Annotated in this window: 22 protein-coding genes and 2 tRNA genes; 19 read left to right on the forward strand and 5 right to left on the reverse strand. The window is 43.4% G+C overall.

Features of this window, described 5'->3' with window-relative positions; genetic code table 11:
- The first annotated feature begins 34 nt into the window (after positions 1-34).
- From CXF69_RS11905 to modB, 3 genes are read left to right on the forward strand one after another with little or no spacing between them, the layout of a single operon-like run.
- Complete coding sequence (locus tag CXF69_RS11905) at positions 35-526, forward strand: molybdenum cofactor biosynthesis protein MoaE (protein ID WP_101206198.1); 492 nt, start codon at positions 35-37, stop codon at positions 524-526.
- Complete coding sequence (gene modA / locus CXF69_RS11910) at positions 519-1,394, forward strand: molybdate ABC transporter substrate-binding protein (protein WP_101206197.1); 876 nt, start codon at positions 519-521, stop codon at positions 1,392-1,394. Before CXF69_RS11905 ends, modA begins: the two co-directional genes overlap by 8 nt.
- A gap of 46 nt (positions 1,395-1,440) precedes the next feature.
- The gene (gene modB / locus CXF69_RS11915; protein ID WP_101206196.1) at positions 1,441-2,142 is read left to right on the forward strand and encodes a molybdate ABC transporter permease subunit; all 702 of its coding nucleotides are present in this window, start codon (positions 1,441-1,443) and stop codon (positions 2,140-2,142) included.
- A gap of 149 nt (positions 2,143-2,291) precedes the next feature.
- Here the strand turns inward: modB and CXF69_RS11920 are convergent.
- Positions 2,292-2,368, reverse strand: a tRNA-Asp gene (locus CXF69_RS11920).
- A gap of 37 nt (positions 2,369-2,405) precedes the next feature.
- A tRNA-Val gene (locus CXF69_RS11925) sits at positions 2,406-2,481 on the reverse strand.
- Positions 2,482-2,764: 283 nt separating this feature from the next.
- Between CXF69_RS11925 and CXF69_RS11930 the strand changes: the two genes are divergently transcribed.
- The 7 genes from CXF69_RS11930 to CXF69_RS11960 all read left to right on the forward strand — a co-directional run bounded on the left by CXF69_RS11930 (position 2,765) and on the right by CXF69_RS11960 (position 13,156).
- A complete protein-coding gene (locus tag CXF69_RS11930; RefSeq protein WP_101206195.1) occupies positions 2,765-4,402 on the forward strand; it encodes a cardiolipin synthase in 1,638 nt (545 codons plus the stop codon).
- A gap of 116 nt (positions 4,403-4,518) precedes the next feature.
- Positions 4,519-6,048 (forward strand): tetratricopeptide repeat protein, encoded by a 1,530-nt coding sequence (locus tag CXF69_RS11935; RefSeq protein ID WP_101206194.1) that lies wholly within the window; start codon positions 4,519-4,521, stop codon positions 6,046-6,048.
- 132 nt (positions 6,049-6,180) lie between these two features.
- Positions 6,181-7,737, forward strand: coding sequence for a 3-deoxy-D-manno-octulosonic acid transferase (locus tag CXF69_RS11940; RefSeq protein ID WP_102078144.1), 1,557 nt, complete (start codon positions 6,181-6,183; stop codon positions 7,735-7,737).
- Positions 7,734-8,456, forward strand: coding sequence for a 16S rRNA (uracil(1498)-N(3))-methyltransferase (locus CXF69_RS11945; protein WP_101206192.1), 723 nt, complete (start codon positions 7,734-7,736; stop codon positions 8,454-8,456). Before CXF69_RS11940 ends, CXF69_RS11945 begins: the two co-directional genes overlap by 4 nt.
- Positions 8,457-8,720: 264 nt before the next feature.
- Positions 8,721-9,845 (forward strand): extracellular solute-binding protein, encoded by a 1,125-nt coding sequence (locus CXF69_RS11950; protein ID WP_057759087.1) that lies wholly within the window; start codon positions 8,721-8,723, stop codon positions 9,843-9,845.
- A gap of 184 nt (positions 9,846-10,029) precedes the next feature.
- Positions 10,030-11,706, forward strand: a complete 1,677-nt coding sequence (locus CXF69_RS11955) for an ABC transporter permease (RefSeq protein WP_101206191.1) — start codon at positions 10,030-10,032, stop codon at positions 11,704-11,706.
- Between the two features lie 124 nt (positions 11,707-11,830).
- Positions 11,831-13,156: an ABC transporter ATP-binding protein gene (locus tag CXF69_RS11960; protein ID WP_198551547.1), complete on the forward strand. Its 1,326-nt coding sequence runs from the start codon at positions 11,831-11,833 to the stop codon at positions 13,154-13,156.
- 34 nt (positions 13,157-13,190) lie between these two features.
- Here the strand turns inward: CXF69_RS11960 and CXF69_RS11965 are convergent, their stop codons facing one another.
- Positions 13,191-14,042: a methyltransferase domain-containing protein gene (locus CXF69_RS11965; RefSeq protein ID WP_101206190.1), complete on the reverse strand. Its 852-nt coding sequence runs from the start codon at positions 14,040-14,042 to the stop codon at positions 13,191-13,193.
- Positions 14,043-14,097: 55 nt separating this feature from the next.
- Entirely contained in the window at positions 14,098-14,379 is a 282-nt protein-coding gene (locus CXF69_RS11970) for a hypothetical protein (protein WP_101206189.1), read from the reverse strand.
- 469 nt (positions 14,380-14,848) lie between these two features.
- Between CXF69_RS11970 and CXF69_RS11975 the strand changes: the two genes are divergently transcribed.
- The 7 genes from CXF69_RS11975 to CXF69_RS12005 all read left to right on the forward strand — a co-directional run bounded on the left by CXF69_RS11975 (position 14,849) and on the right by CXF69_RS12005 (position 23,192).
- Positions 14,849-15,028: a YdcA family protein gene (locus CXF69_RS11975; protein WP_101206188.1), complete on the forward strand. Its 180-nt coding sequence runs from the start codon at positions 14,849-14,851 to the stop codon at positions 15,026-15,028.
- Positions 15,029-15,320: 292 nt separating this feature from the next.
- Positions 15,321-18,125, forward strand: coding sequence for a DNA gyrase subunit A (gyrA, locus tag CXF69_RS11980; protein ID WP_102078143.1), 2,805 nt, complete (start codon positions 15,321-15,323; stop codon positions 18,123-18,125).
- A gap of 176 nt (positions 18,126-18,301) precedes the next feature.
- Entirely contained in the window at positions 18,302-19,372 is a 1,071-nt protein-coding gene (gene rarD, locus CXF69_RS11985; RefSeq protein WP_102078142.1) for an EamA family transporter RarD, read from the forward strand.
- A gap of 240 nt (positions 19,373-19,612) precedes the next feature.
- Entirely contained in the window at positions 19,613-20,683 is a 1,071-nt protein-coding gene (gene rarD / locus CXF69_RS11990) for an EamA family transporter RarD (RefSeq protein WP_102078141.1), read from the forward strand.
- A gap of 193 nt (positions 20,684-20,876) precedes the next feature.
- The gene (locus CXF69_RS11995) at positions 20,877-21,545 is read left to right on the forward strand and encodes a glutathione S-transferase (protein ID WP_057759100.1); all 669 of its coding nucleotides are present in this window, start codon (positions 20,877-20,879) and stop codon (positions 21,543-21,545) included.
- Positions 21,546-21,639: 94 nt separating this feature from the next.
- Complete coding sequence (locus CXF69_RS12000; protein WP_102078140.1) at positions 21,640-21,951, forward strand: hypothetical protein; 312 nt, start codon at positions 21,640-21,642, stop codon at positions 21,949-21,951.
- 104 nt (positions 21,952-22,055) lie between these two features.
- Positions 22,056-23,192, forward strand: coding sequence for a ribonuclease Z (locus CXF69_RS12005; protein ID WP_102078139.1), 1,137 nt, complete (start codon positions 22,056-22,058; stop codon positions 23,190-23,192).
- Positions 23,193-23,232: 40 nt separating this feature from the next.
- On the opposite strand, the gene CXF69_RS12010 is transcribed toward CXF69_RS12005, so the two are convergent.
- The gene (locus CXF69_RS12010) at positions 23,233-24,204 is read right to left on the reverse strand and encodes an ATP-binding protein (protein WP_416375008.1); all 972 of its coding nucleotides are present in this window, start codon (positions 24,202-24,204) and stop codon (positions 23,233-23,235) included.
- A 192-nt stretch (positions 24,205-24,396) separates the two neighbouring features.
- Here CXF69_RS12010 and CXF69_RS12015 point away from each other — a divergent pair, with 192 nt between their 5' ends.
- Positions 24,397-25,422, forward strand: coding sequence for a protein kinase domain-containing protein (locus CXF69_RS12015; protein ID WP_102078138.1), 1,026 nt, complete (start codon positions 24,397-24,399; stop codon positions 25,420-25,422).
- Between the two features lie 168 nt (positions 25,423-25,590).
- Positions 25,591-26,151, forward strand: a complete 561-nt coding sequence (locus CXF69_RS12020) for a DJ-1/PfpI family protein (RefSeq protein WP_323807180.1) — start codon at positions 25,591-25,593, stop codon at positions 26,149-26,151.
- Positions 26,152-26,172: the final 21 nt, after the last annotated feature.

Raw genomic sequence — 26,172 nt, forward strand, 5'->3', positions numbered from 1 at the left:
GTTACAAAGAGAAAATAATAAATAGAGAAGAAAAATGACCGACAACGTCCACGATCATTCAATGAGTATCAAACGTAGTGCTGACGAGGCTTACCTTATCGCTGAGCGTGATGGTTTTGCGCTACTAGATATTGCTATAGACGAATATAGACTAAAAAGTACGTTAGATAATGACAGCTGCGGCGCGTTTGTTTGTTTTGAAGGGCGAGTGCGCAACCATAATAATGCCGCGAGCGTTGATCGTCTTACCTATTATGGTTATGAGGATTTGGCCATCAATCAAGGCCGCGCCATTATAGAAGAAGCCAAAAAGCGTTTTGAAATTACGCATGCTATTGCGATACATCGTATCGGTGCGTTAGAAATTGGCGACGTGGCTGTGTGGGTTGGGGTAGTGTCAGCGCACCGTTATCCATCATTTGATGCTTGTCGCTGGATATTAGATACCATCAAAGCAGACATTCCTGTGTGGAAGCAAGAATACTACGAAGACGACTCGTCTAAATGGCTCAGCAATAATGGTTAAGTCATTAGTTGCTGTCTGTGTATCTGCTTGTCTGTTATTGTCACTAAGTGCTTGTACGCAAGACAAAGACGCCAATACGATGCTTGCTGGTGATACCACTGAACCAGCCCGGACTTTGCGTATTGCCGCGGCTGCTAACTTATCTGATGTACTACCTCATATTATTGATAGCTATCAGGCTGATAACAGCTCATCTGCCCAAAATGTTTCAAGTATCTCAGATATTGAAGTTACTTATGCCTCTTCTGGTAAGTTATATGCGCAAATCAAAGCAGGGGCACCATATGATATATTCTTGTCTGCCAATCAAGCGTTCCCTGCTAAATTGGCTGATGAAAATTTAGTTAGTGTTATTAACGAAGATAATAAGCTAACCAAGCCTTTTACGTATACCAGAGGTCAATTAGCACTCTATAGTGTCACCAAACCTTTAAACGATTTTACGCCAACATCGCTGGGTGATGTGTTTACCAGTGCTGACTTTACTCAGGACAGTAAAGTGGCTATCGCTAACCCTAACCTTGCTCCTTATGGTGCCTCTGCGAAAGCCTATCTGCAATCACAAAATACGTACGATAAGTTAAATGCTCAAAAAAGCTTAATACAGTCAGAGAATATCGGTCAAGCATTTCAATATGCGCATACAGGTAGTGTGGACTATGGTTTTGTAGCACAGTCTCAGCTTGTTGCGATTAAAGCCAAGCCTGAGCAATTTATTACTTTGCTGCCAGCGTCTTATCCAGCTATCTTACAAGATGGGATAATTATTAATAATAATACTGTCTCAGCAGCAGACTTCACCGACTACCTGCGCTCAAAAGCAGGGCAGCAGCACTTCTTACAAGCAGGCTATCTGGCCGTCCAGTAATACGTTAGACTAACCCATCTCATCATAGAACGAGCAGTGACATTATATGATCGACCAGTCTCTTATGTCAGATATGCTCAGTCCATTTTGGGTGAGCATCAAGCTCGCTTGCGTGACTACCTTATGTCTATTACTATTTGCAACGCCTATCGCTTATTGGTTGGCTAAGCCGAGCCGTATAAAAGCAATAGGACGTCTTAAGGTACTGCTCATGGGCATCATTGCGATGCCTCTGGTGCTACCACCTACCGTGATTGGTTTTTATCTACTGTTACTGCTCAGTCCTAGTGTGGGTATCGGTAAATGGTTGAGCGAACATAATATTAGCCCGCTGATTTTTACCTTTGAAGGTCTGGTCATTGGTTCTATCATTTACTCATTGCCTTTTTATATACAGCCTGTCTATGCACAGTTTTTGCGTATTCCGCAAAGTATCACGGAAGTCGCTCATCTCTTAGAGCCCAGTCGTATGCGACGGTTTATGAAAGTGGCCTTACCGCAAGCGCGGGTGGGTATTATTTTGGGTAGTTTGGTGAGCTTTGCCCATACGATTGGGGAGTTTGGTGTTGTACTGATGATAGGGGGCAGCATCTCAGGCGAAACTAAGGTGGTATCGATTGCTATATATGAGCAGGTAGAAGCGCTCAACTATGAGGCGGCGCATATGATGTCTGGTATTCTGATTGTCATGGGTGTAGTGATGGTAGCGTTAATCGCTAGTGTAAGCCGAATAAGTCAACGTCCATAGCACTGAAATATTTGTACGCGAGTTAAGGAGTGTTAGGTGGCACAGTAGCTATATAAACAATGTCTAAACAAAATCTACAGACACAAAAAAACCTCAAACAATCTAATGCTTGAGGTTGAAACTTTTGTATTAAAACTAAGTTTTAAATATGGCGCAGCGGACGGGACTCGAACCCGCGACCCCCGGCGTGACAGGCCGGTATTCTAACCAACTGAACTACCGCTGCTTAGGTCTCTTAGCTTGTTTAGCCACTTGCTAAGAAGTGGTGGGTGATGACGGATTCGAACCGCCGACATTCTGCGTGTAAGGCAGACGCTCTACCAACTGAGCTAATCACCCTTCGAACAATTGCTAGGCAATTTATTCAACATCAACTGAGCTCTTAAGTTTGTCACTAAGCTCCGTTGCTGTGGGAGTGTATTATATAGATTTACAGTTGGGTGTCAAATGTTATTTTAATATTTTTAGAAAATAATTATAAATCGGACTTGTAATCTATCAAAAATAGCACTCAAAGCCATGTATTATATAGCATTTCTAAAAATACACTTATTATCATTATTTGTTGTTTGGCGGTGAAAAGCTACTATACTATGGATGCTTTATTCGTTGAACACGGTTGATGGAGGCCAATATAAACACTTTTACTATTAAAGATACTTTTACTAGCTGGACCTGGGGAGACTTAGCGGGTCTAGGTCTGGTGCTGCATATTGTACTTATGATAGTAATGACGCTGCGAGTGGTTTCTGTGCAGCGCAATATTGGCGTGTCTATCGCTTGGGTGGCTGTGCTTTACACGTTGCCAATATTTGGTTTTGTGGCGTACATCCTGCTCGGTGAGCCGATGATTGGACGACGCTATCGTGAACGCGTAGATCAAGCTAGCATCTTGATGAACGATATGGCAAGGCGTGAGCATCTGATTTTTGATAAAGGGCAGGACTTATTACCAGCCAACTACCGCGGTGTTAGCCAAATAGGAACGCGCTGGACCGGGTTTGGTGTATTTCCCAATCACCAAATGCAGCTGTTGACGGATCCTGCTTCTATTTTTCAGCGTTTGATTGAAGATATTCATGCAGCCCAGCGTATTGTCCTTATGGAGTTTTATATTGTCTATCCAAAAGGACAGGTGCTAGAAGTCATAGAAGCGCTGTCTGTAGCGGCTCAGCGCGGCGTAGAGTGTCATATATTGGCTGATAGTGTGGGCAGCTTTAGCTTTATTAATAGCAGCGTGCATCGTAAATTAGAAAAAGCAGGGGTTTATGTCCATCAGTCATTGCCAGTAGGGTTGTTTAAGACATTATTTAAACGTTCTGATTTGCGCAATCATCGTAAAATGGTCGTTATCGATGAACATATTGGCTATATCGGCAGCTTCAATCTGGTTGATCCAAGGTTTTTTAAGCAAAATAAAAACGTTGGTCAATGGATTGATGTGGCGCTACGAACGACTAGCCAGCAATCGATTAGTATCAATACAGCGATGGCTAAGGTGATAGTTACCGACATCGGTGCTGAAAGTAATGACAATCTTGCTGAGCTGCATCAGCGGGTTAATAACTACACCCGTAAATTATATGTGATGCATCCGACCATCAATGATCTAAATAGCCGTGTGAAAGTATTAACGGATACGATTGATGATCATGAGCAGCCAGATATAGGTGCCACTTCGATTGTCGTACCAAAGATGCCTGTCGTGGACAAAGTCTTGGCGCAACTAATACCTTCAGCACCGCAGCTAACGGCTCATGTGATTTACAATACGTTGGTTACCGTGATTCATCGTGCTAATAAGCGCATTCGTATTACCACGCCTTATTTTGTCCCTGATGAATCCCTATCGGGTGCGCTGACGATAGCGGCTAAGCGCGGCGTTGATGTGACGATTATTGTTCCTGAAAAGGTGGATTCGTTTCTGGTACAACATGCTTCTCAAGCTTATTATCAAGAGTTGTTGGATGCTGGGGTAGTGATTGCCTTGTTTAGAGGTGGTTTGCTACACGCAAAAACAGTGGTTATCGATGATGACTACTGTTTATTTGGCACCGTTAATATTGATATGCGCAGTTTTTATCTAAATATGGAAGTCAGTTTGGCGATTTATACGCCAGAAATGGTTGCCCAAGTAGCGGACTGTCAGGAAGTCTATTTAGAAAACTGCCGAATCTTGGATAGTGATGAATGGCAACAGCGTCATGGATCAAAACGCTTGTTTGATAATGTCGTGCGCTTGTTCAGTCCTTTATTGTAGCACTCGGATTTTTAGGGTAAGGTAATCTACTAGTATTGTTCTATCATCTTAGTCGTAGCACTTTTATATCCTATACTTTTTTTGTTTATCTATCTGTAAAGAGGTCACTCCCGTCTATGTCTGCATCACCTTTAACGCCACTGGACTATATTGCAGAAGGCTACTGGCAAGACTTCTTGGCTGGGCGTTCTATTGCAGGCGGTATCGCCTACGAAACTGAGCTGCGCGCTTGTACGCTAGACGAGTCGCTTGAGAGTTTACAGCGTATCGACATGCTATTGTCCCAAGTGCGCCGAGATATGATCAAGAGCGGTATATGGGATGAGACGACGCTGCTGGTCGATGAACGCTATCGTAATTTCATGGTATTTTTGGCGTTTTATGCAGGTCGTGTATTGGCGCAGCAGTGGCAGAGCAAGCCACATTGGTATGGTCAGTTTGAGCTGCGTAAACGTTACCCTGAGTTGTCATTGGTCACTGATGATTTTTATCAGCATATGGCGGTCGGTTATGATGATAGCGGGGTTAAAGAGCGCTTATTTTTTGCCCTAGAGCCAATAGGGCTGCGTCTGTTTGGTCATATTGATCGGCAGTTCAACGCAGTACAAGGCGGGCAAGTAGAGAGTGGATTGTATCAAGCAGTTAGCCTTAGACTACCGAATACTCTAAATAACGACGTTCATTCAGTGTCCGAATTAACAGCGGACAAAGTAACAGCGCATAGAGCAATAAAGCACAAAGCAACCACTCATCCAGGCACTGAAAGCATCGCTCTGAGCGCAGATTCAAATGCGTATGTCGGTACTAGCCAATCGAGTGAGCTTCTGGAAAAGCCAGAGAAAGTATCGATAGGAGCTGAGCGTAACCGAGCCAATATAGTTGTAACTGATAGTGAAAGTCTCGCAGCACCATCTGCTATGTCTGACACTGTACCTGAGTTGCAAACAAGCGTAGTGCCTCCTGAGTCTGAGAGCTTGATAAAGCCTGAGCTGACTAAAGTAACGAAGCCAACAGCCAAACCTACGTCGTCTGTAAAAAGTACATCGACGCCAGAGATGTTTACGCAACTGCTCGTAGAATTAGATGAGATAACGGTGCCACAACCAACTGGTGATGTTCAGTATCAGCAATCACGCAAAGTACTAGATCAGTTCGAGCAACATATTGCCAAGCAGAACAAGCCTCGTCGCCAAGTTGTATTTTCAGATGATCATATCGCAGCAAAAAACAAAGCGCTGCTATTACTACAAGCGGCTGCTGAAGATGGTAATACAGCGGCTATGTTACGTTTGGCCATGTATGAATTGTTAGGTGAAGGTTTGACAGCGGACAGTGATAACCAAAAAAAATCTGGCGTAGATTGGGTCAATCAAGCCGCTAGCAAAAACGACAGCCGTGCTCAGCGTCTACTCAGTAAAATGTATTACCAAGGAGTAGGGGTATCCCAGGATATAGATAGCGGTAAATACTGGTTAGAGCAAGCGGCAGATAATGGTCATGCAGAAGCGGCCAATCTGGTCAAGCAATGGCAGCAAGCAGAAATGCTGCTGACCACACAGAAGCAAGAGCAGCATAGCACCAAGCGTTATCAGCTGTTAATTGGCGCAATCATCGCAGTCGCCTTATTGATAATAGTCATTATCTAACAATCATTATCTAATAACTATTTACTCAGTAACTTTTTAAAAGCTTATTGTTACAGCTTAAATTCAGGTAGAATTGGCGCGCTTTACCTTTACCCTTTTATTGTTTGATTCATAACTAATTTGGGCTGTTCCATGCCATCATCTAATACCCCGTCTGACCACTCTGAAAATACAATTGACCCCGTATCATCGCCTAGTCGATCGGTATATGAGACTCCCTTATATTATCAGTCTCTTATTGGGCTGCTAAAGCCACTATATCGTCTGCAAGTATGGCATCGATCTCATAAAAACGACAACTATAAGCAGGAAATCGACCAGCGTTTTGGTAAGCAGTATCCACCGCGTCCAGTGGTTAATGCTAATATCGATAAAGGGGTGATTTGGTGCCACGCAGTCTCATTAGGCGAGACTAATACGGTCGCGCCTTTATTAGATATGTTATTGGCTAATGGCTATCAGATATGGTTGACCAATACGACTCAGACAGGTTTTGCTCGTGGCGCCAGTCGTTTTGCAGAAAAGATAGCTCAGGGTCAGATGAGTCATAGCTATGTGCCAGTCGACAGCCCTACTGTGATCGAGACTTTTTTGACGCATGTGCAGCCGATCGCTGCACTGTTTGTAGAAACAGAGCTATGGGCAAATATCTTGACCAAATTATCCCAACACCGTATTCCAAGTATCCTAGTCAATGGTCGATTATCTGCTTCTTCTTTTCAGAGTTATCAAAAAATTGGTGCAGTCAGCGCCAGTATGATGAAAAATCTTTCCTTAATTATTGCGCAAGACAGTGACTCTGCTAAACGCTTTCGGCAGTTAGGGGCTAGTAGCGCCCAAATTCGTGTGGCAGGCTCATTAAAGTGGGTAATCAATGCGTCCAAAACTGATGACAAAGCGGTAGAAGATAACAGTATTTATAATAAGAAAGCTGATCTGCGAGCAGAGTTTGGTATAGCAGATCGTCCTGTGTGGGTAGCTGCGAGTACTCACGATGGCGAAGAGGCAGCAGCGTTGTCATTGCAGCAGCAACTACTGTCTCAAGCCACATTAGCAGATACGCTGCTTGTTATCGTCCCTAGGCATCCTGAGCGTTTTGATGCAGTAGCAGATCTCATTCAGAAAACTGGGTTAAATATGGCTCGGCGCAGTGATGGGGAAGCCATTGATGCAGACACGCAAGTCTATCTAGCAGATAGCATGGGTGAGATGATGACTTGGTATACATTGGCAAATGTAGCATTTGTGGGCGGCTCGCTGGTAGATATTGGTGGGCATAATCCAGTGGAGCCTGCTAGTGTGGCCACGCCTGTACTGATGGGGGGTTACACTCAGTCTTGCCAAAGCGTAATAGACAAATTGGCTGAAGTAGGCGCTTTATATCAGCCAAATAATGACTTCTATCGTCCAATCGAGTCAAATAACTCAAGTAGTTCGGATGCACAGATGGCCAGTGATTACCAGTTAAAGGCGAATAAAAAAACTTCTCGTAAGAAAACAGCTTATAATCGTGAAGACGCTGTAAGTATTTATACGCAGCTAGAAACTTGGCTAAGTAATTTGCAATTAGCCGCGCAGGCAGGGCTAGCTGGCGAGCAAATGACGATACAGCAGCAAGCGGTACTGACCCGTCAATTTACTATGATTGAAAACGCAATCGAGCTGTCTTCCAACCAAGATAGCTTATGAACTGTATATTATTGCCCGCTGAAAACTTTTCAGTAGACACAGCGAACATCGATTCCTTGTCTCAAGTCAGCCATGTGACTAAAGTGCTGGGCGCAAAAGTTGGTGATACGCTTAAGATTGGCCAGATCGGTGGCAATCTTGGTACTGCTGTTATCGAAGATATTACCGCTGCCAGCATTCAGTTAAGTAACGTCCAGCTCAATACTGTGCCGCCAGCCAAATTAGACTTAACTGTTATTTTGGCGTTACCGCGTCCTAAAGTGCTACGGCGTTTAATCATGGATATGACAGCGCTTGGTGTACGCGATATCATTCTTATAAATAGTTACCGTACCCAAAAAAGTTATTGGCAAAGCCCAATGCTTGAGCGGATAGACGAGTTTGTATTAGAAGGCTTACAGCAGAGCATCGATACGATCGTTCCTAGTATTACGCTACAAAAACGTTTTAAGCCATTTGTCGAAGACTCACTTGGAAGCCTAATAAGCAGTCAAGCGATTGTCGCGCATCCTTATAGTCAGCAGTCCTTTTCTGAATTTTTACAACAGCAACCATCACGAGAGCTACCGAGTATAGTCTGCATAGGCGCTGAAGGTGGCTGGATTGACTATGAGATAGAGCTGTTGTCAGCTCAAGACTGCACGCCTGTACATATAGGCTCTCGTATTTTGCGCACGGAAGCTGCGGTCAATGCAATTTTAGGCCAATGGTTGCTATAGATGGACACTAAAACGCGTCGTTAGACCAAACTATTGAAAGAGCTGGTGAAAAATAGTTCTTAAAAATCAATGCTCAAGACTCATCACAGGCATATTTGCCAGTTAAACAAATGTATTGATAATTAATCTCACTTCCATTAGTATGTTGCTTTAATATATTATGGCCTGATTACTGTTAACGCTTAGCAAGTCATCGTTATAATCACTGTTATTTTGTCTCACCATCCGTCTTACTTTTTTTATAGCATTACTATGGGGAAAACCATGTCATTGAACGCTATCAGCGCTAATCTAACCTCTACGAAGCTTATCTTACCTGCAGCCGTATTTGGCATGATGTTGGGTTTGGCGGGTTGTAGTAATTCTTCAACCACAGAAGAGAGCGTAGAAGTAGAGTCAACAGAAACAGGTGCTGAGCAGCAAGCAGCAACTGACGAAGCTACGACTGCTGATGGTCAGACAATTACTATCTATTCATCACGTAATGAGCAGCTGATTAAACCATTGTTAGATCGCTATACTGAGCAAACAGGCGTAAAAGTTGAACTGGTTACAGACCAAACTGGGCCTTTGATGGCGCGTCTAAAAGCTGAAGGTCAGAATACTCCAGCTGATATGCTATTGACCGTTGACGCTGGTAACTTATGGCAAGCTGCAGAGCAAGGACTATTACAGCCAGTATCGTCTACTGTGTTAGAAGCTAATGTCCCTGCAAAATACCGTGATCCAAAAGGTCAGTGGACTGGTTTGTCACTACGTGCACGTACTATCTTTTATGATCCAAACAAAGTTACTGCCGACCAGTTATCTACTTATGCAGATTTGGCCGATCCAAAATGGAAAGGCAAACTATGCTTACGTACCTCTAAAAAGGTTTATAACCAATCGCTTGTCGCTAGCATGATGGAGCATTTGGGCGAAGAAAAAACCGAAGCAGTTATCAAAGGGTGGGTTGATAACCTAGCGACTGACGTGTTCAGTGATGACGTTGCGATGCTAGAAGCTATCGCTGCTGGTCAGTGTGAAGTGGGTATTGCTAATAGCTACTACTATGGTCGTTTGTTGGACGAAAAACCAAACTTCCCTGTGAAGATATTTTGGGCAAACCAAGACACGACTGGTACGCACGTAAACATTTCAGGCGCTGGTGTGGTTGCAGGTTCAGACAATCCAGATGGTACGCTTAAACTGATAGAGTGGTTGTCATCTGACGAGGCACAAGGTCTTTATGCCAGCTCTGACAAAGAATTCCCAGTAAAAGTAGGTATCGATGAGTCAGACATGCTCAGATCATGGGGCGAGTTCAAAAAAGACGATATCAATGTACAGAAATTCGGTGAACTACAAACTCAAGCTATCCAAATGATGGATAAAGCGGGTTATAAATAAGGGGTCGCCAGTAATACTGATACCAATCTTAAAATCATAACTTTTAGGCAATAGCTTTTAAACAAAAGCTTTTACAGAATGTGTTCAAAGGTTAGCTATTACAGATGAGTTATTTGGGTAATGACGATTTTAAGGTTGGTATAAGCTTACAAGGTCTCTATACGTATGACACGGTAATGATAATATGATCACAACGCCAGATGCGTCTGTTAGTCAGAACGATACTGTCAATGACAGTGTTAACGACCAGCAGACTGTCAGCCAAGACCACGCCCTTCGTAAACGTATTATCTCGAAATCAGTCTTAGGGCTGATTTCGTTGTTTATGCTAGTACCGATTTTAATCGTGCTGCTGTCGTGGACTCAGCCAGTGGCAGAGATTTGGACACACATGGCAGATTATGTACTGCCGCAAGTGCTCAAAAACACGGCGATTTTATTGCTTATGGTGACTGTCGTTTCAGGTACTATTGGTACTGCTTTGGCTTGGGTTACTAGTATGTACCGTTTCCCTGGTCAGCGTTTCTTTTCGTGGGCACTGATGTTACCACTTGCCATCCCTGCTTATGTATTGGCATTTGTCACTATCGGGATTGTTGACTTTAGTGGGCCGCTACAGACAGCTTTACGCGATTCTGGTATCAGTACTGCCATACCGTCGATAAGGAATGTATGGGGCGCAGGCTTGGTATTATCGCTAGCGTTTTACCCTTATGTATATTTGCTCGCGCGTCAGGCATTTTTGTCACAAGGCAGGCGAGCGATAGAAGCGGGGCAAATGCTAGGTTTGAGTCGTAGCCGTGTATTTTTCCGATTGGCGCTACCGCAAGCACTGCCTTGGATTATAGGTGGCTTGCTGCTAGCCAGTATGGAAACCTTAGCGGATTTTGGTGCAGTATCGGTATTCAATGTCGATACTTTTACTACCGCCATTTATAAAGCATGGTTTGGTTTTTTTAGTTTGACCACAGCGGCTCAGCTAGCAGCCTTGCTCATTGGTGTGATATTTATTGTGGTATTGTTTGAGCAGTATTGGCAAGCGAAGCGTGGTAGCTCACTGACCCAAGGTAGCAGCCAGCGCTTTGACGCTAGCAAACCTGCCAAATTCGCCATGACACTGCTGTGTACGCTGATCTTTCTGGTCGCCTTCTTAATTCCTTTCTTACAGCTTATCTATTGGACAGCACTGAATTTTCGCCAAGATTTTGATGCGCGTTACATTGATTTTGTCACCAACAGCCTCATGATTGCTAGTATGACCACGCTGTTTATTGCCTTTTTGGCCATTATTATTGCGTGGATTAAACGGCAGTATCCTGATAAATCGACTAAGCTCATGACCACTTTAGCCAATTTAGGCTATGTCGTACCGGGGACTGTGTTGGCGGTAGGGATATTTATACCTATTGCGTGGCTTGATAATCAAATGATTGCCTTTGGTATTACCTCACAGCAAGTGCTCTCTGGCAGTGTCATTGTTATGCTACTGGCATTATCGACGCGTTTTATGACAGTGAGTTTTCAGCCTATTGACAGACAACTGCAACGACTGACTGTCAATCAAGAAGCTGCTGCAAAATTACTTAGCGACAGTCCTTATCAGCGCTGGCGTCATGTGATGCTGCCTGTGCTTAGCCCTGGCGTATTGACTGCATTATTGATGGGTTTTGTCGAAGTGATGAAAGAGATGCCCATTACGCTAATGACACGGCGTCAAGGCTGGGACACGCTTGCAGTACGAGTGTTTGAAATGACGAGCGAAGGTATGTGGGGACGAGCCGCATTACCGAGTTTGCTAATCGTACTGGTTGGTTTGCTCCCTGTTTGGATATTACTGCGTCAAAGCGACAAACACAGCTAGTAACAACAAATCTAATAGCAATAATTTGGCATAAGTTTAACAGCACACTCGTAGTGTCAGCTATATTATAATTTGCTCTGTTTTATCGATGGTTTTACTTACTAATAGCGAACTGGTACCGTCTATGTACACTGATTCAATGAACGACTCTACAAATTCTAAGTCAGAAAAGGCTCGGGCTAGCCATACGCCTGTAGCAAAATCACCACTGTCACAAAATAGAATCAATCCAGTTCAGCCGAATAAAACTGTAGAGCAGAGCAGTACCTCACAACAAAATACTGAGAAACATATCGCGACAGATCCTTATTTTAGTGTGCAAAATCTCATCGTAGGCTATGACGATACTATCGTCGTCAATGGTCTATCGTTGATGTTGGAGCAAGGCGAGATTGGTTGCTTCTTAGGTTATAGCGGCTGCGGGAAGACCACAGCGCTACGAGCTATCGCGGGACTGGAGCAAAGTCGCGGTGGCACTATCTACCTAAACAATCAACGCTTAACTGAAAAAAATGCTCGCCAATCATTCGCAGTGGCGCCAGCCAAGCGTGGCATGGGCATGGTATTTCAAGATTATGCTCTTTTTGGTCATTTAAGCGTGGCAAAGAACATCGCCTTTGGTCTCAATAAATGGTCATCTGCTGACAAAAAAGCTCGAGTGGCTGAGATGCTAAGCTTAGTTGAATTAACCGAGCATGCGGATAAACGTCCAAATGAGCTTTCTGGTGGTCAGCAGCAGCGTGTGGCTCTAGCAAGAGCGCTAGCACCCAAACCAAAACTACTATTACTTGATGAGCCCTTTTCTAATCTAGATGTGGTGCTGCGTGAATCACTAGCAATGAATGTCCGTGATATTCTCAAACGTACCAATACCACAGCGATTTTGGTCACTCATGATCAAAATGAAGCGTTCGCGCTAGCGGATAAAGTAGGGGTAATGGATAAAGGACGATTGGTACAATGGGCGCGACCAAGCGAGCTGTATCATGAGCCTGTCAGCCCTTTTGTCGCTGAGTTTGTGGGCGAAGGCGCGATGATAGACGGTATTATCAAAGAAGGTCATGTTGAGACGGCACTGGGGAATATCTATCGCCGCATGGAAGTCTATGATGAATCAGGACAACCACAGTACTGCGAATATGATTATCCAAATGGTACGCTAATCAAAGTACTCGTGCGCCCTGATGATATTATTCATGATGATGACAGTACACAGACAGCTTTAGTTATTGGACGTGTGTTTCGCGGTGCCAACTATTTGTACCGACTGCAGTTAGATGACGGACAGACTGTCTTATCCTTAGTTGCGAGCCATCATAATCATGCAATCGGCTCGCATATTGGCATTCTGCCTTTGCTAGAGCATGTCGTAGTCTTCGATGAAAAAGACATCAATGCCACTACTTGGTCAGAATATGATAGATCATCGAGAATGGATGAAGAGGTTTAGCCGTCTTCATCCATTTTTGAGCTATCGTCTAAATTTACCGTTTAGCCAAAATGTGTAAGTAACGCCCAAGCCATTTGTACGGCTCTAATTGTGAGTAGCGTAACTCCATTCTAATCACTGCATCTGGGTCGTTATGCCCGCCACGCTTGAGTGGTGCATAATCATGAAATACCCGCAAGCCACTGCTGCGCACCGTCTGATAGTCATGCGCCTTTAACCAAGACTGAACCTCTTCTTTAGCGACGGGATGATTGGGTGTCAGACTTTTCTTGTTGTCTGCCTTATAGTTTGTATTATCGAGTAGATTAAAATTTCCCATGATAAGGTTACGATAATCAAAGCTTGCAGGATTATAAAAGCACAAAGATAGCGCGCCATCATCTGTTAAATGCTGATCAAAAAAGTCCATAACCGCCGCTGGTTCTGCCAACCATTCAAGTAGCGCGTGCGACATAATCAAATCAAATTTTTCTGTCTCTGTCTGAGCCAGTTTTTCTTCAAGCGCTTGATAAGGGCAAACATACCAAGTGATGTCTAGCTTTTTATCGATTTTCTCTGCGCTCGCTTTTGCCTTATCAAGCATATTCGCTGAGATGTCATTGATGACTACGCTATGATCTTGAGCAGCAAGTTCTATCGCAATTTGTGCAAGCCCTGCACCCACATCTAAGATACGTAAAGGTCGCCCAAGCGCCTCACTCGTCTGCGTGCTATATTCAAAAATATCACGGCGTAGCACAGCCAATCGAATCTCGCCTTTTAAACCACCATAGACCTTTTTTTCGAAATGATCGGCAATGGCATCGAAGCTACGATCTGCTCGATCGTTTGCTGCTGGTATAGAAAGGTTTGAGTCAGGCTGGCTATCTTGATGTTTAATTGTCATAGGTATTTAGATCAATAATTAAGAGGGTCAAATTAATAAAACTATTCAGTATTAACTAGCGTTTCAGGCGTCTGTTAATTACCCATTTAAAAACGACCTTCGCTAATACAATAACGACAAATACCACGATAACAAACACCCACATACCATTGCCTTGTAGATTTTCTTGATAGGCTTTTGACAAGTATGCTGATAAAGCCATAGCGACTAAAAGTGCTCCCCAACGGACATAAGGGACAGCGCGATTGTTATGGTTAGGAAAGCTAGCAACATAATCGCTCGAAAAACTGTATAGCACCATTGCTAAAATCCAAACAATTGCAAGAATGATATCCATAATAAAAGTAGCCTGTTAGGTCGTTATGTAAGTGCTATAAAAGATGAGGTAGTGTAGCGTTTAGAAATTTTTTGTCCAGTATCACTCAAAAAATAGCTGCATCAAAGTGGTTTAAATCATAATGTGCTGATTAAAATAATATGATTTTGAAAACATTATGATGTTGAAATACAGTCTGCTTATGAAGACAGTGTGCTCATAAAAACAATTAGTTTATGTCAGAGACAGTTGTAGGTGTTGTTGTATTGGCTAAATATTCTAAGCATCTTAGTTGTTTGGTCAATAGAGCTTATATGTAAACCACGTATGAGCTCTATGCTCAAGATTTTAGCGTTAAATCAAATGTCATGTTGAATTGTAAATAGAGATATAAGCATTCACTCAGTTAGTCAAAATAAATCTTGTCGAACTGTAGCTAATGAGTATAGTATTTTTCTATTTAATATCCATCAAATACGGAGAATAAACAATGAAGTTAATCAATACAGCGCTACTGGCCCTAGTATTTGCCTTTACATCTATGAGCCAAGCACAAGCTCGAAATACGCCTTGTTCAGGAAAAATGGGCGGGGTGTCTCATTGCTCAGCAGATGGTAAGTTCGTCTGTAAAAATGGCAAAATCAGCCAATCAAAAAAAACCTGCCATTAGAATTATTTTAGCGTGTGCCGATAATTCAAAATATCACTGCGAATGAACCGCCTAGCTTGATTTTAATGGTGGTCAGAACCCCCTAAATCAGCAAATTTGTGCTAAAATAGCTTCTTTTATTAAACATTAAAACTATCGCTATTTTCCTATTGTTTTGCACGTGTAGCAGTGTTTTTTTATGGTATCTATTTTGGTCATGACTGCCCATTTATGTGGCAGTATTTTTATATGATCTATGGGTGCCATAAGCGATGTGTCAACGTTAGAAAAAAATGTGAGTGAAGGAGTGTATATGAGCGAATCGGTCAGTCCTATTGGCATCGTAGATGAACTAAAGCAGTCGTATTTGGATTATGCGATGAGCGTGATCGTCTCGCGTGCGCTGCCTGATGTGCGTGATGGGTTCAAACCTGTACACCGCCGCGTGATGTATGCCATGCACGTGCTATCAAACGATTATAATAAACCGTATAAAAAATCAGCACGTGTGGTCGGTGATGTTATCGGTAAGTACCATCCACACGGCGATAGTGCTGTCTATGATGCCATCGTACGGATGGCGCAGGATTTCAGCTTGCGCTACCCAATGGTTGATGGTCAAGGTAACTTTGGCTCGATCGATGATGATCCTCCGGCAGCGATGCGTTATACCGAAGTACGTATGACCAAACTGACCCACCAGATGCTCGCTGATTTGGACAAAGACACGGTCGATTGGGAAGACAACTACGATGGCTCTGAGCGCATGCCAAGTGTGATGCCAGCGCGTATTCCTAACCTATTGGTCAATGGTGCGACGGGTATTGCCGTTGGTATGGCGACCAATATGGCACCCCATAACCTGACCGAAGTGATTAATGCCTGTCTGGCCTATGCTGAAAACCCACAAGTTTCAGCCGAAGAGCTGATGTCGCATATCTCAGGTCCTGATTTTCCTACGGGCGGTATTATCTATGGTCGCGCGGGCATTTTAGATGCTTATCGTACGGGTAAAGGCCGCTTGCATATTCGTGGTCGTTATCATATCGAGCCGATGAGCAATTCTGGAGTCAACCGTGATCGTGAGCGCATCGTATTTACCGAAGTACCTTATCAGGCTAACAAAGCCAAGCTGATCGAGCGTATCGCAGAGCTTGTTCGTGATAAAAAAATCGAAGGCATTAGCGAAATTCGTGATGAGTCAGATAAAGACGGTATGCGTATCGCTATTGATTTGCGCCGCGGTGAGACCGCTGAAGTTATCGTTAATAACCTATTTCTACAAACGCCGCTAGAGTCTAGCTTTAGTATCAACATGGTGGCGCTCGATAATGGTCAGCCAAAACTATTGACCTTGCGTCAGCTTATCGCTGCATTTGTCCGTCATCGTCAAGAAGTGGTGACCCGCCGTACGATTTATGAATTGAACAAAGCCCGCGTTCGTGGTCATTTGCTAGAAGGTCTAACGGTTGCTCTAGCCAATATCGACGAAATTATCGCGACGATTAAAGCTTCTGCAAACCGTGGCCTAGCACGTGAAAGCTTATTAAATAACACGTGGGGTTCAGGTAGCGTCGTTGCGATGCTCACGGCTGCTGGTAGTCAATCAGTACGTCCTGAGTTTATCGATGGCGAAGATCCTAAAGCGCCGTTTGGTCTAATCGAAGGCGAAGAGCGTTATCGTTTGTCACTTGAGCAGGTCAATGCGATTTTAGATATGCAATTGCATCGTCTGACTGGCCTTGAGCAAGATAAATTGACCGAAGAATACCAAGACCTATTGCGTGAAATTGCGCATTTAGAGTCTATCCTTGGCGATTTTGATAAGCTTATGGCTATTATCTCTAATGAGATGATCGAGATTCGCGATAACTTTGGTGATGAGCGCCGTACGGACATTATTGACTCACGTACTGACTTTAGCCGTGAAGACCTTATTCCAGAGCAAACGGTCGTGATGACAGTGTCACGTACTGGTTATGCTAAGACTCAGCCAATTGACGATTATGTCGCGCAAAAACGTGGCGGTAAAGGCAAGTCTGCCACGGCGATGAAAGAAGATGATGTCATTGATCATTTAGTTGTGACATCTACTCACTCTACCGTATTGTGTTTTACGGATAGTGGGCGTGTCTTTAGCTTACGTGGTTTTGAAGTGCCGATTGCCAGTCGCGGTGCTCGTGGTCGTCCACTCGTTAACCTGATTGGCTTAAATGGTGATGAAACCGTTACGACGATATTACCGATTCCGAAAATCGTAGGGGACACATCGGTCACAGGTGAGATGTCAGAGGCAGATATCTTAATAGATAGTGATGATGACTCAGTAGAAGACAGCAACCAAGCAGAAGCGCCTTTCGTTTTCTTTGCAACGGCCAATGGTACCGTGAAGCGTGTTGAGCTTAAGCAGTTTGCCAATATTCGCTCGAACGGTTTGATTGCGGTTGGACTAGAAGACGGTGATAAATTGGTCAGCGCTCGTATCACTAACGGTAGCCAAGAAGTGATGTTGTTTGCTTCAAATGGTAAAGCGATTCGTTTTGATGAGAATGATGCGCGTGCGATGGGCCGTACGGCAAAAGGCGTCCGCGGTATGCGTCTGGCTACTGATGAGTTTATCAAATCATTAGTCGTTATCGAAGATGATGTACGTGAAATTCTGATTGCTTGTGAAAATGGCTTTGGTAAACGTACCTTTATCGATGAGTTCAATACACAAAATCGTGGCGGTGGCGGTGTGATCGCTATCAAGACCAGCGAGCGTAATGGCGCACTAGTACGAGCGACCAAGGTTGACTCTACCGATGATATTATCCTAATCTCTGACAAAGGTACGTTGGTTCGTACACCAGTTGAGCATGTTGCTAGCTCTGGTCGTAATACGCAAGGCGTAACATTGATTCGTCTGTCAAAAGATGAAAAACTGGTTGCCATGGCGCGTGTTGAGCACGAAGAGAGCGATGACGAGCTTATCGATGCCATGAGAGAAGATGGTACGTTTGAGGTAGAAGGTCAGGAGCAGATAGATATTGATGCGACAACTGACAATACCGCAGCTACCGACGTCGATGATGCGATTGATATTGCAAACGACCATAAACCAAGTGACAATCTATAATAGACTCACTATGCATAAGACGATGACGAGTAATAGTCTTGGTAATTAGCTTTTGAGTCTAGTCTCTTAGTATTTTTCTAGAAAAAAGCCTCTGACGTTATCGTCGGAGGCTTTTGTTTTTTCATTCTCATTTTTTCAATACTGTAAATAAGGTTCTATTTTTTAAGGCTGTTGTTATGCTTACGACCAATCAAACTTTTCAGGGAACGGTTGCTTCGGTATCATCGAGCTTTTTATTCTCGATGATGTTTTTGTTTGGACTGTTTATGCTGCCCTTAACAGGGACGCAGGTAGCGTCATGGCGTGTGCTCATGATGTTACTCAGTTTGGTGATATTGGTCAGTTTGACTAAGCAGTGGCAACGTGTTTTTGATTATATAAAGACGCTAAAGACAATCAAGGAGTGGTTAATATTTATACTGCCTGCGCCAATCCTAGGTGGGCAGATTTGGTTGTTTATGTGGGCTCCGGTCAATGGGTTTGGTCTCGATGTTACGTTGGGCTATTTTTTATTGCCGCTAGTGATGATTGTGCTTGGTCGATTCTTTTACCATGAGTATATGAGTATCTTGCAATGGGCTGCCGCGATATTTGCAGCACTCGGTATCGGCTACGATATTGTTCAGTATGGTTCAGTATCTTGGGTGACACTGTTTGTATGCTTGGGTTATCCACCGTATTATCTGCTACGCCGCACCCTTTCTGTACCGCCCATTACAGGGTTGTTGTTTGATTTGACGCTGTTAACACCAGTCGTGCTCATCGTGCTCTATATGACGGGCGGTTTTGATGTTGCGGCGCAAGACATGAAGTTTTGGTATCTGTTGCCGCTGCTTGGTGCTTTTAGTGCGCTTGCGATGTCGCTGACGATGATTGCCAGTAGCAAGTTGCCAGTATCACTATTTGGAGCATTGAGTTACATCGAGCCGATGCTGTTATTCGTATTGTCTATTACTATTTTGAGTCAAAGCCTTGAAGAAGGTGGTTCGCTCTTTATGTACGGCATGATTACGTTTGCGCTACTGGTCATGATGGCCGATAGCATCAAGGGCTACCTCGTTCGTCAGCGTAATGACCGCTTGCATGGCTATAGAGAGCTTCAGATTGGCGGCTTTCCACCGCGTCGTCACTTTATCAATCAGCGTATCGATGGCGTGCTAAAAGCCCATCGTTTTCGTAAGATTCGTCGTTACCAAAAGAAGATGGATAAGATACAGCAAAAAATCGAACAACTTGATGCAAAATAAGCACTTACCTGCATTAAATTTACTCAATTTAAAAGTTTAGACACTAGATGAACAGTGGCATTGCTTATTCATTCTGACTTTGACATAATGCCGACCATGATGTAAGCCTAATACATCAAAAGCGTTCAACTTAGATTGCGCGACGACCTTATATGCAAAAGCCTCAGACGTTCTCGTCTGAGGCTTTTGTTTTTTTTAAAAATTGCCATGGATGTGCCCCAATCTTTAAAGGCTGTTGTGATGCTGACTACTAACCAAACCTCGCAGGGTACAATCACTGCTGTCGCTGCAAATTTTTTATACTCATTGCTGTTCTTATTTGGTCTACTGCTGCAACCATTATCAGGTACGCAAGTCGCTTCGTGGCGCGTGCTGACAATGTTTTTTAGTCTAGTACTGCTGGTCAGCGTACTAAAGCAATGGCAGCACATTTTTGATTATTTAAAAACACTAAAGAACGCAAAAGAGTGGTTTTTATTTATATTACCTACACCGATTTTGGGTGCGCAAATCTGGATATTTATGTGGGCGCCAGTTAATGGTTTGGGACTTGAGGTAACGTTGGGTTACTTCCTATATCCGATGATTATGATCGTTGTTGGCAGGTTCTTTTACAACGAAGACATGAGCTTACTTCAGTGGGCTGCCATTGTATGTGCAGGTCTCGGTATCGCTTACGATATTTTTGAGTATGGGGCTATTTCTTGGGCGACTTTATTTGTTTGCTTGGGTTATCCTCCTTATTATCTACTACGTCGCAAGTTGGCAGTGCCGCCTATTACTGGTCTTATCTCAGACCTTGTATTGTTATTGCCAGTTGTATTGGTTGCGCTGTATATGAATGGCGGTTTTGAAGTAGCAATCACCAACCATAAGCTTTGGTATCTGCTGCCGTTATTAGGCATTATCAGCACCGCTGCAATGTCACTAACGATGGTGGCCAGTCAGAAGTTGCCTGTCTCACTTTTTGGCACTCTGTGCTACCTTGAACCAATATTCTTGTTTATCTTCTCAATCGCAATTTTAGATCGTAACTTACATGATGGTGGCTCGATGCTGATGTACAGCATGATTTTTGTCGCATTGCTGATTATGATTGCCGATAGCGCATTAGGTTATACGGCGCGTAAACGTGAAGACCGCTTACATGGCTACAATGAGCCACAAGTAGGCAGTTTTCCACCACGTCGTCGTCTGAAAAATCGCCGTATCAAAGGCGTGCTAATCGCGCATCGATTCCGCCAGATCAAAAAATATCAGCAAAAGATAGATAAAATGACGCGTAAGATTGAAGCATTACATTTAGACTGATGTTGAAGAGTACACCGTCTGAGATAGTATCGATTCGGTAGGCATAGTTTTCCAGCATGTCTGCCAACTCACAGTATTAAAGAAGTACAAATTACGCTATTATCGAGAGCAGTGGTGCCACAATCGATTAAACGTATGGTGCTATATCTGAGATATTATGCTGATTTACTACAATATATAACTAGGACGGTTTATGTTACATCTTCATCATTTAGCAAACTCGCGCTCGTTTCGTATTATCTGGCTGTTGGAAGAGCTCGGCGCCGATTATAAACTGACTTGCTATGAGCGCAACAAGGCATACCGTGCTCCTGATAGCCTAAAGCAAGTGCATCCGATTGGTAATGCACCGATACTAGAAGCAGACGATCGTGTGCTGATTGAGTCAGGGTTTATCATTGAATATTTGATTAAGCACTATGATAAAGAAAAGCAGTTCAAACCTGACGATAATAACGAAGCAGCGTGGGAAGCCTACACGTTTTGGCTACACTTTGCAGAGGCTTCATTGATGCCACTGTTGGTCATGCGTTTGGTATTCACCAAAGTAGTGTCTCAGTCGCCGATGCTAATCAAACCTATCAGCAAAAAAATCCAAGGTCAGATTGAAAAAAACATGATCAGTAGCGGTTTGGAGAAGATGCTAGATATGATGGAGCGTCATCTACATGAAAATCACTGGTTTGCAGGTAGTGAATTTAGCGCCGCTGATATTCAAATGCATCTTGCAGTCTTGGGTGCCAATGCTGGTGCAGGTTTAGATCAGAGTAAATATACCAATCTTTTGAACTGGCTCAAACGCTGCGAAGAACGAGATGCCTTTAAGCGAGCAGAAAAAAAGGGTGGCCGTCTGAATTTCTAGAGGATACTGGTATAATCCTCTCTCAACGCTTAAGTAGCCATGTAGACCAAAGGCTTTGTTTATGAATAAACAAAGCCTTTTTTAGGATAATGTTATGACAGACCTAAATACCTCGAATAAAGACAATCTGAAGCAAGATAGCCTAGACAAAGATGACAATCAGTCAGCAACTCAAACATCACTTAATAAGCAAGATACCAGTATGCAAGAAAATAATAGACAACAGATTAATAGCCAACAAGTCTCTATCAAATCGTGGTCACAGAAAATCCTGGTGGTAATTCTGTGTGCGGCGAGCTTCTATGGTGGTTGGAAATCTTACGAATCAAATATGGTAAATGAGTGCACTGCCAATGGCGGACAAATGGTTGAAGGTCAAAAAACCATGATATGCCAATTGTCATAACTAGGGTATATTCTTCGTTTATCTTATTTCTGTCATTGTTTTCATAATGAAGAGACGTTCTCGTACTTCTGAGCCAGTACTCCTGATAAATAAAAGGCATCATTATGCTAAAGCTAACCTTTTTGGGAACCTCTGCAGGTGTACCGACCAAACAGCGTAATGTGACCGCATTGGCCATAGAGTGTTTGAATCCACATACCTCTGGCGTACAGCAAGGAAGTCGTCAACAGAATAATCAGAGTAAGAAATCGCGTCCATGGGTGCTGATTGATTGCGGTGAAGGCACGCAGCAGCAATTACTACGTACCAAACTCTCCTTACATCAATTAGCTGCTATCTGCATCACTCATGTGCATGGTGATCATTGCTATGGTCTACCAGGGTTGCTAGCTAGTGCTGCCATGTCAGGACGCCGTGAGCCATTAACTTTGATTGCCCCAAAAGCGATTGCTACTTTGCTTGATGCCATTACCGCTACTACAGAGCTTTATCTACCTTTTGCTCTCAATTTTATAGCGATTGAAGAGGTATTAGCTGAGCAAGGTGATACGAACAAGGTTAACATTAGCTTAAGTGACCAACAGCAGCTTGATATTGATATCACGCTGCTATCACATCGGGTTGCTTCTCATGCCTTTGGTATTACTCAGACTATTAGCCGCCGCACCCTTAATACAGATAAGCTTGTGGCGGATGGTATTCCAGCAAGTGCACTGTGGGGTAAATTGCAGCAAGGCGAAGATGTCACGACTGAGGACAATAGACAATTGCACTCAGTAGACTATGTCGACGATGAGGTACAGCGGACGCGAGTGGTGGTGGCAGGAGACAATGATGCGCCAAATTTGTTAAGCAAAGCCGTTATCAATGCGGATTTATTGGTGCATGAAGCCACTTATACGCATGAGGTCATGATGGCTATTCAAGCCAGAAACCCTGACTATGACCCAATGCATAGCAGTGCGCATGTGGTGGGCACATTCGCGCAAAAGATGAACCTGAAAAACATCATTTTGACCCACTTTAGCGCTCGCTATCAGGGTTTTGATAATCCAGATAGCGAAACGCCAAATATGGCATATATTCGTTTAGATGCTGAGAGCGTCTACAAAGGTAATCTATGGCTGGCGGCAGATTTTGACCAATATATGGTTGATGGTGCAGTTGAATCGGTAAGCAATCAAGAGAACAGGCAAGAAGAGAGTCGCGTGCAGTATATAGGCTCTGCACGCAGTGATTAGACATCGTTAAGCTTAGATATGATTTAGCGTTAAATATGACCTAGTGCTTACTGTCTTCGATAGCCAATTGTGTTTTACCACTCCAAAAACGGCTAAATTGATAAGCAACTCGTCCTGAGCGACCACCACGTTCTGAGGCCCAGCGTAGCGCATCCTTTCTGATCTTATCAGGCATAGACTGACTTGCTAAAATGTCCTTAGCATCATTATCTATATCAGCTGAGATTTTTTGCTGCTCTAAATTCAGATAATGCTGAACAATATGCAGATAAGTCTGCTGATCCATAGGATGGAAGGTGAGGGACAAACCGAATCGATCTGATAATGACACGGTCTCATCAATAGCTTCATAGGGATTTACTTCATCCGTCTGCCCATTATAGATATCGACATTGTCTTTCATCATCTGCGGTAGCAAGCGACGACGATTACTGGTGGCGTAGACCAGTAGTTTGTCTTGCTCAGAGTCTAGCGAGCCATCGAGTACGCTCTTTAGCGCACGATAGCTTTCGTCTTGACCATTAAAAGCGAGGTCATCGCAGTATACGATATAGCGGCAATGACAATCTGCTGGTAGGGCATTAATAGCAGCACGAATCTTGTCCAATACTTGCAGATCATCGCGGGCAACCTCAATAATACGCAAGCCTTCACTATGATGGGCTTGTAGCAAAGCGCGAATCAATGATGATTTACCGGCACCGCGTGTCCCTGACATCAATACATGGTTGGCAGGGTAACCTTTAATAAACTGGCGGGTGTTTTGTACTAACTTCGACTTTTGCGTATCGATACCATGCAAGTCATCTAAGCTCAAAAACAGGTTGACCGACAAAGGCTGCAGGTGACCAGTGCGTCCACCAACCCAGCGATAAGCAAGCTGGCTCGGGTCGATTTCAATAGTTGGTGTGACTCGCTCTTGTAAGTATTGACTGAGTAAGTCTAACAACGGTGCGGGTAGGGCATAAGTAGGTTGATCAGATGGCATGGTCGGGATAGTTGGTTGTGACATAGTGGCTCTAGCAATTAAGGTTGTCTTTAATACCATACCCAAAAATACAATTAACGCTGCTGAAATTTCAGTGCCTACAATCTTAGTACCTATTAATCGTAGTACTTGTAACCATTATTCGCGCTATTATTATCTTTGGAAATGATACGAATGAGAAGGCAATAATCTCACTATATTATGAGAAACAATACCATGGAAAATAGTGCCAGTAATCCGTCTATTACGCAAGCCTTGCAAGCTCAAGCAATGCAGCTATTGCCCATTATTTCCCAAGAACTGGACGCACAACATTTTAGTGAGATAGTACATCAACGTATTGCTCAGCAAAGCACAGAACAAACGCAAGATATCAAAACGCAAAATATCGACAATACTTACTTCCAAGGTTTAACACGTGCCCAGCATCCACAATTTGGTAGCGTGATGATTAAATGGCAGTTGAGTGATGGCGTTTATCCTATCGCTTCTGATTTAACTCATGAAGCGGATATTTTAGCTGCTGTAAATGCTTCATTAAAAATCAAAGATAACGTTATCGCACCACCACTATTGGCTCATCATTGCGTGGATGTTCAGATACTATCGCAGTTGCAACGACTAGTTATAGTAGTCACACATTATTACTCTAATGGTAGCTTGGCGAGTCAACTGACCGCTTCAAAACATCTGTCATTGAGAGCATCACAAAAGCATCATTTCATCACTCAGGCTGCATACTTGATAGCTAATTTGCATCAGGCTGGTTGGCTACATAATGATATTAAACCCAGTAATATCTTGGTTGAAGGTTCTGATGATGAGTGGCCTGTAGATACCATGAGCAATAGTCTGCCTCCTAGATTATTACTCACTGATTTTGCTTTATCACAACGTGTTACGGTGGCTAATAGCCAACCAAATCCTGCTGGCACACCAGCGTATCTCGCACCTGAGCGCTGGCAAGGACAGGGTGCAACGGTGCAAAGTGATATCTACGCGTTTGGCATCATGATGGTTGAGATATTAACAGGCACGCGACCGTTTCAGGTAAGTAGCAATAGCCATGATAAATCAAAAGCGTGGGCGATTCAGCATTGCCAGCAACCTATTCCAACATTGTCAGCAGAATATAGTCACTATCAATATATGGTCGATAAAGCATTGGCGAAGCGGGTAGAGAGACGGTATCAGAGTCTGGAAGAGGTATTGGAGGGTTTAACATTATTAGAAAATAGCTAAGTTTATGATTTTATTTTCAAAAAGTGATTGTTTGTAGTATTCACATATTACCCAGTCGTTGTTTTTTATGTTTGAATGGATATTCAGACTCATTTTAAGCGAAGTCGCTACAAATTAATTTGGGTTCCCGTATTTCATTACAATATTTCATTACGATACAGTGAGAATATCATGGCTAAAGTACTTATCATTACCGGTGATTTTGTTGAAGATTATGAAAACATGGTTCCGTTCCAAGCGCTTCTAGCGATGGGACATGAGGTTGATGCTGTATGCCCAGATAAAGTGGCAGGTGATAGCATCGCGACCTCAATACACGACTTTGAAGGTGATCAAACTTATACCGAAAAACGCGGTCATAACTTTACCCTTAATGCGTCTTTTGCAGATATTAATGTCGCAGATTACGATGCTTTGTATTTACCAGGTGGACGTGCGCCAGAATACTTGCGTTTGAATGCTAAGGTCATTGCAATGATTCAGCATTTTGCAAATACTGGTAAACCAATTGCATCAGTTTGTCATGGGCCGCAATTGCTGACGGCTGCTGGCGTATTGAAAGGCAGAAAAGTATCTGCTTATCCTGCGTGTCAGCCAGAAATAGAAATGGCTGGCGCTGAGTATGTCGAGTTACCTATGGATGGTGCTATTACCGATGGACAACTGGTAACGGCTCCTGCGTGGCCTGCCCACCCAGCTATGCTGAAGCAATTTGTTGCTTTGCTATAATCTTTAATTAGGGTCTGTTGA

The organism is Psychrobacter sp. Choline-02u-9, assembly GCF_002836505.1.
Classification (GTDB): domain Bacteria; phylum Pseudomonadota; class Gammaproteobacteria; order Pseudomonadales; family Moraxellaceae; genus Psychrobacter.

Coding starts and splice junctions, on each gene's coding strand:
- rarD (WP_102078142.1), top strand. CDS start 18,302: ATGCTTACGACCAATCAAACTTTTCAGGGAACGGTTGCTTCGGTATCA.
- rarD (WP_102078141.1), top strand. CDS start 19,613: ATGCTGACTACTAACCAAACCTCGCAGGGTACAATCACTGCTGTCGCT.
- CXF69_RS11905 (WP_101206198.1), top strand. CDS start 35: ATGACCGACAACGTCCACGATCATTCAATGAGTATCAAACGTAGTGCT.
- CXF69_RS11955 (WP_101206191.1), top strand. CDS start 10,030: ATGATCACAACGCCAGATGCGTCTGTTAGTCAGAACGATACTGTCAAT.
- CXF69_RS11970 (WP_101206189.1), bottom strand. CDS start 14,379: ATGGATATCATTCTTGCAATTGTTTGGATTTTAGCAATGGTGCTATAC.
- CXF69_RS11930 (WP_101206195.1), top strand. CDS start 2,765: ATGGAGGCCAATATAAACACTTTTACTATTAAAGATACTTTTACTAGC.
- CXF69_RS12000 (WP_102078140.1), top strand. CDS start 21,640: ATGACAGACCTAAATACCTCGAATAAAGACAATCTGAAGCAAGATAGC.
- modB (WP_101206196.1), top strand. CDS start 1,441: ATGATCGACCAGTCTCTTATGTCAGATATGCTCAGTCCATTTTGGGTG.
- gyrA (WP_102078143.1), top strand. CDS start 15,321: ATGAGCGAATCGGTCAGTCCTATTGGCATCGTAGATGAACTAAAGCAG.
- CXF69_RS11950 (WP_057759087.1), top strand. CDS start 8,721: ATGTCATTGAACGCTATCAGCGCTAATCTAACCTCTACGAAGCTTATC.
- CXF69_RS11975 (WP_101206188.1), top strand. CDS start 14,849: ATGAAGTTAATCAATACAGCGCTACTGGCCCTAGTATTTGCCTTTACA.
- CXF69_RS11960 (WP_198551547.1), top strand. CDS start 11,831: ATGTACACTGATTCAATGAACGACTCTACAAATTCTAAGTCAGAAAAG.
- CXF69_RS12010 (WP_416375008.1), bottom strand. CDS start 24,204: ATGTCACAACCAACTATCCCGACCATGCCATCTGATCAACCTACTTAT.
- modA (WP_101206197.1), top strand. CDS start 519: ATGGTTAAGTCATTAGTTGCTGTCTGTGTATCTGCTTGTCTGTTATTG.
- CXF69_RS12015 (WP_102078138.1), top strand. CDS start 24,397: ATGGAAAATAGTGCCAGTAATCCGTCTATTACGCAAGCCTTGCAAGCT.
- CXF69_RS11965 (WP_101206190.1), bottom strand. CDS start 14,042: ATGACAATTAAACATCAAGATAGCCAGCCTGACTCAAACCTTTCTATA.
- CXF69_RS11935 (WP_101206194.1), top strand. CDS start 4,519: ATGTCTGCATCACCTTTAACGCCACTGGACTATATTGCAGAAGGCTAC.
- CXF69_RS11940 (WP_102078144.1), top strand. CDS start 6,181: ATGCCATCATCTAATACCCCGTCTGACCACTCTGAAAATACAATTGAC.
- CXF69_RS11995 (WP_057759100.1), top strand. CDS start 20,877: ATGTTACATCTTCATCATTTAGCAAACTCGCGCTCGTTTCGTATTATC.
- CXF69_RS11945 (WP_101206192.1), top strand. CDS start 7,734: ATGAACTGTATATTATTGCCCGCTGAAAACTTTTCAGTAGACACAGCG.
- CXF69_RS12005 (WP_102078139.1), top strand. CDS start 22,056: ATGCTAAAGCTAACCTTTTTGGGAACCTCTGCAGGTGTACCGACCAAA.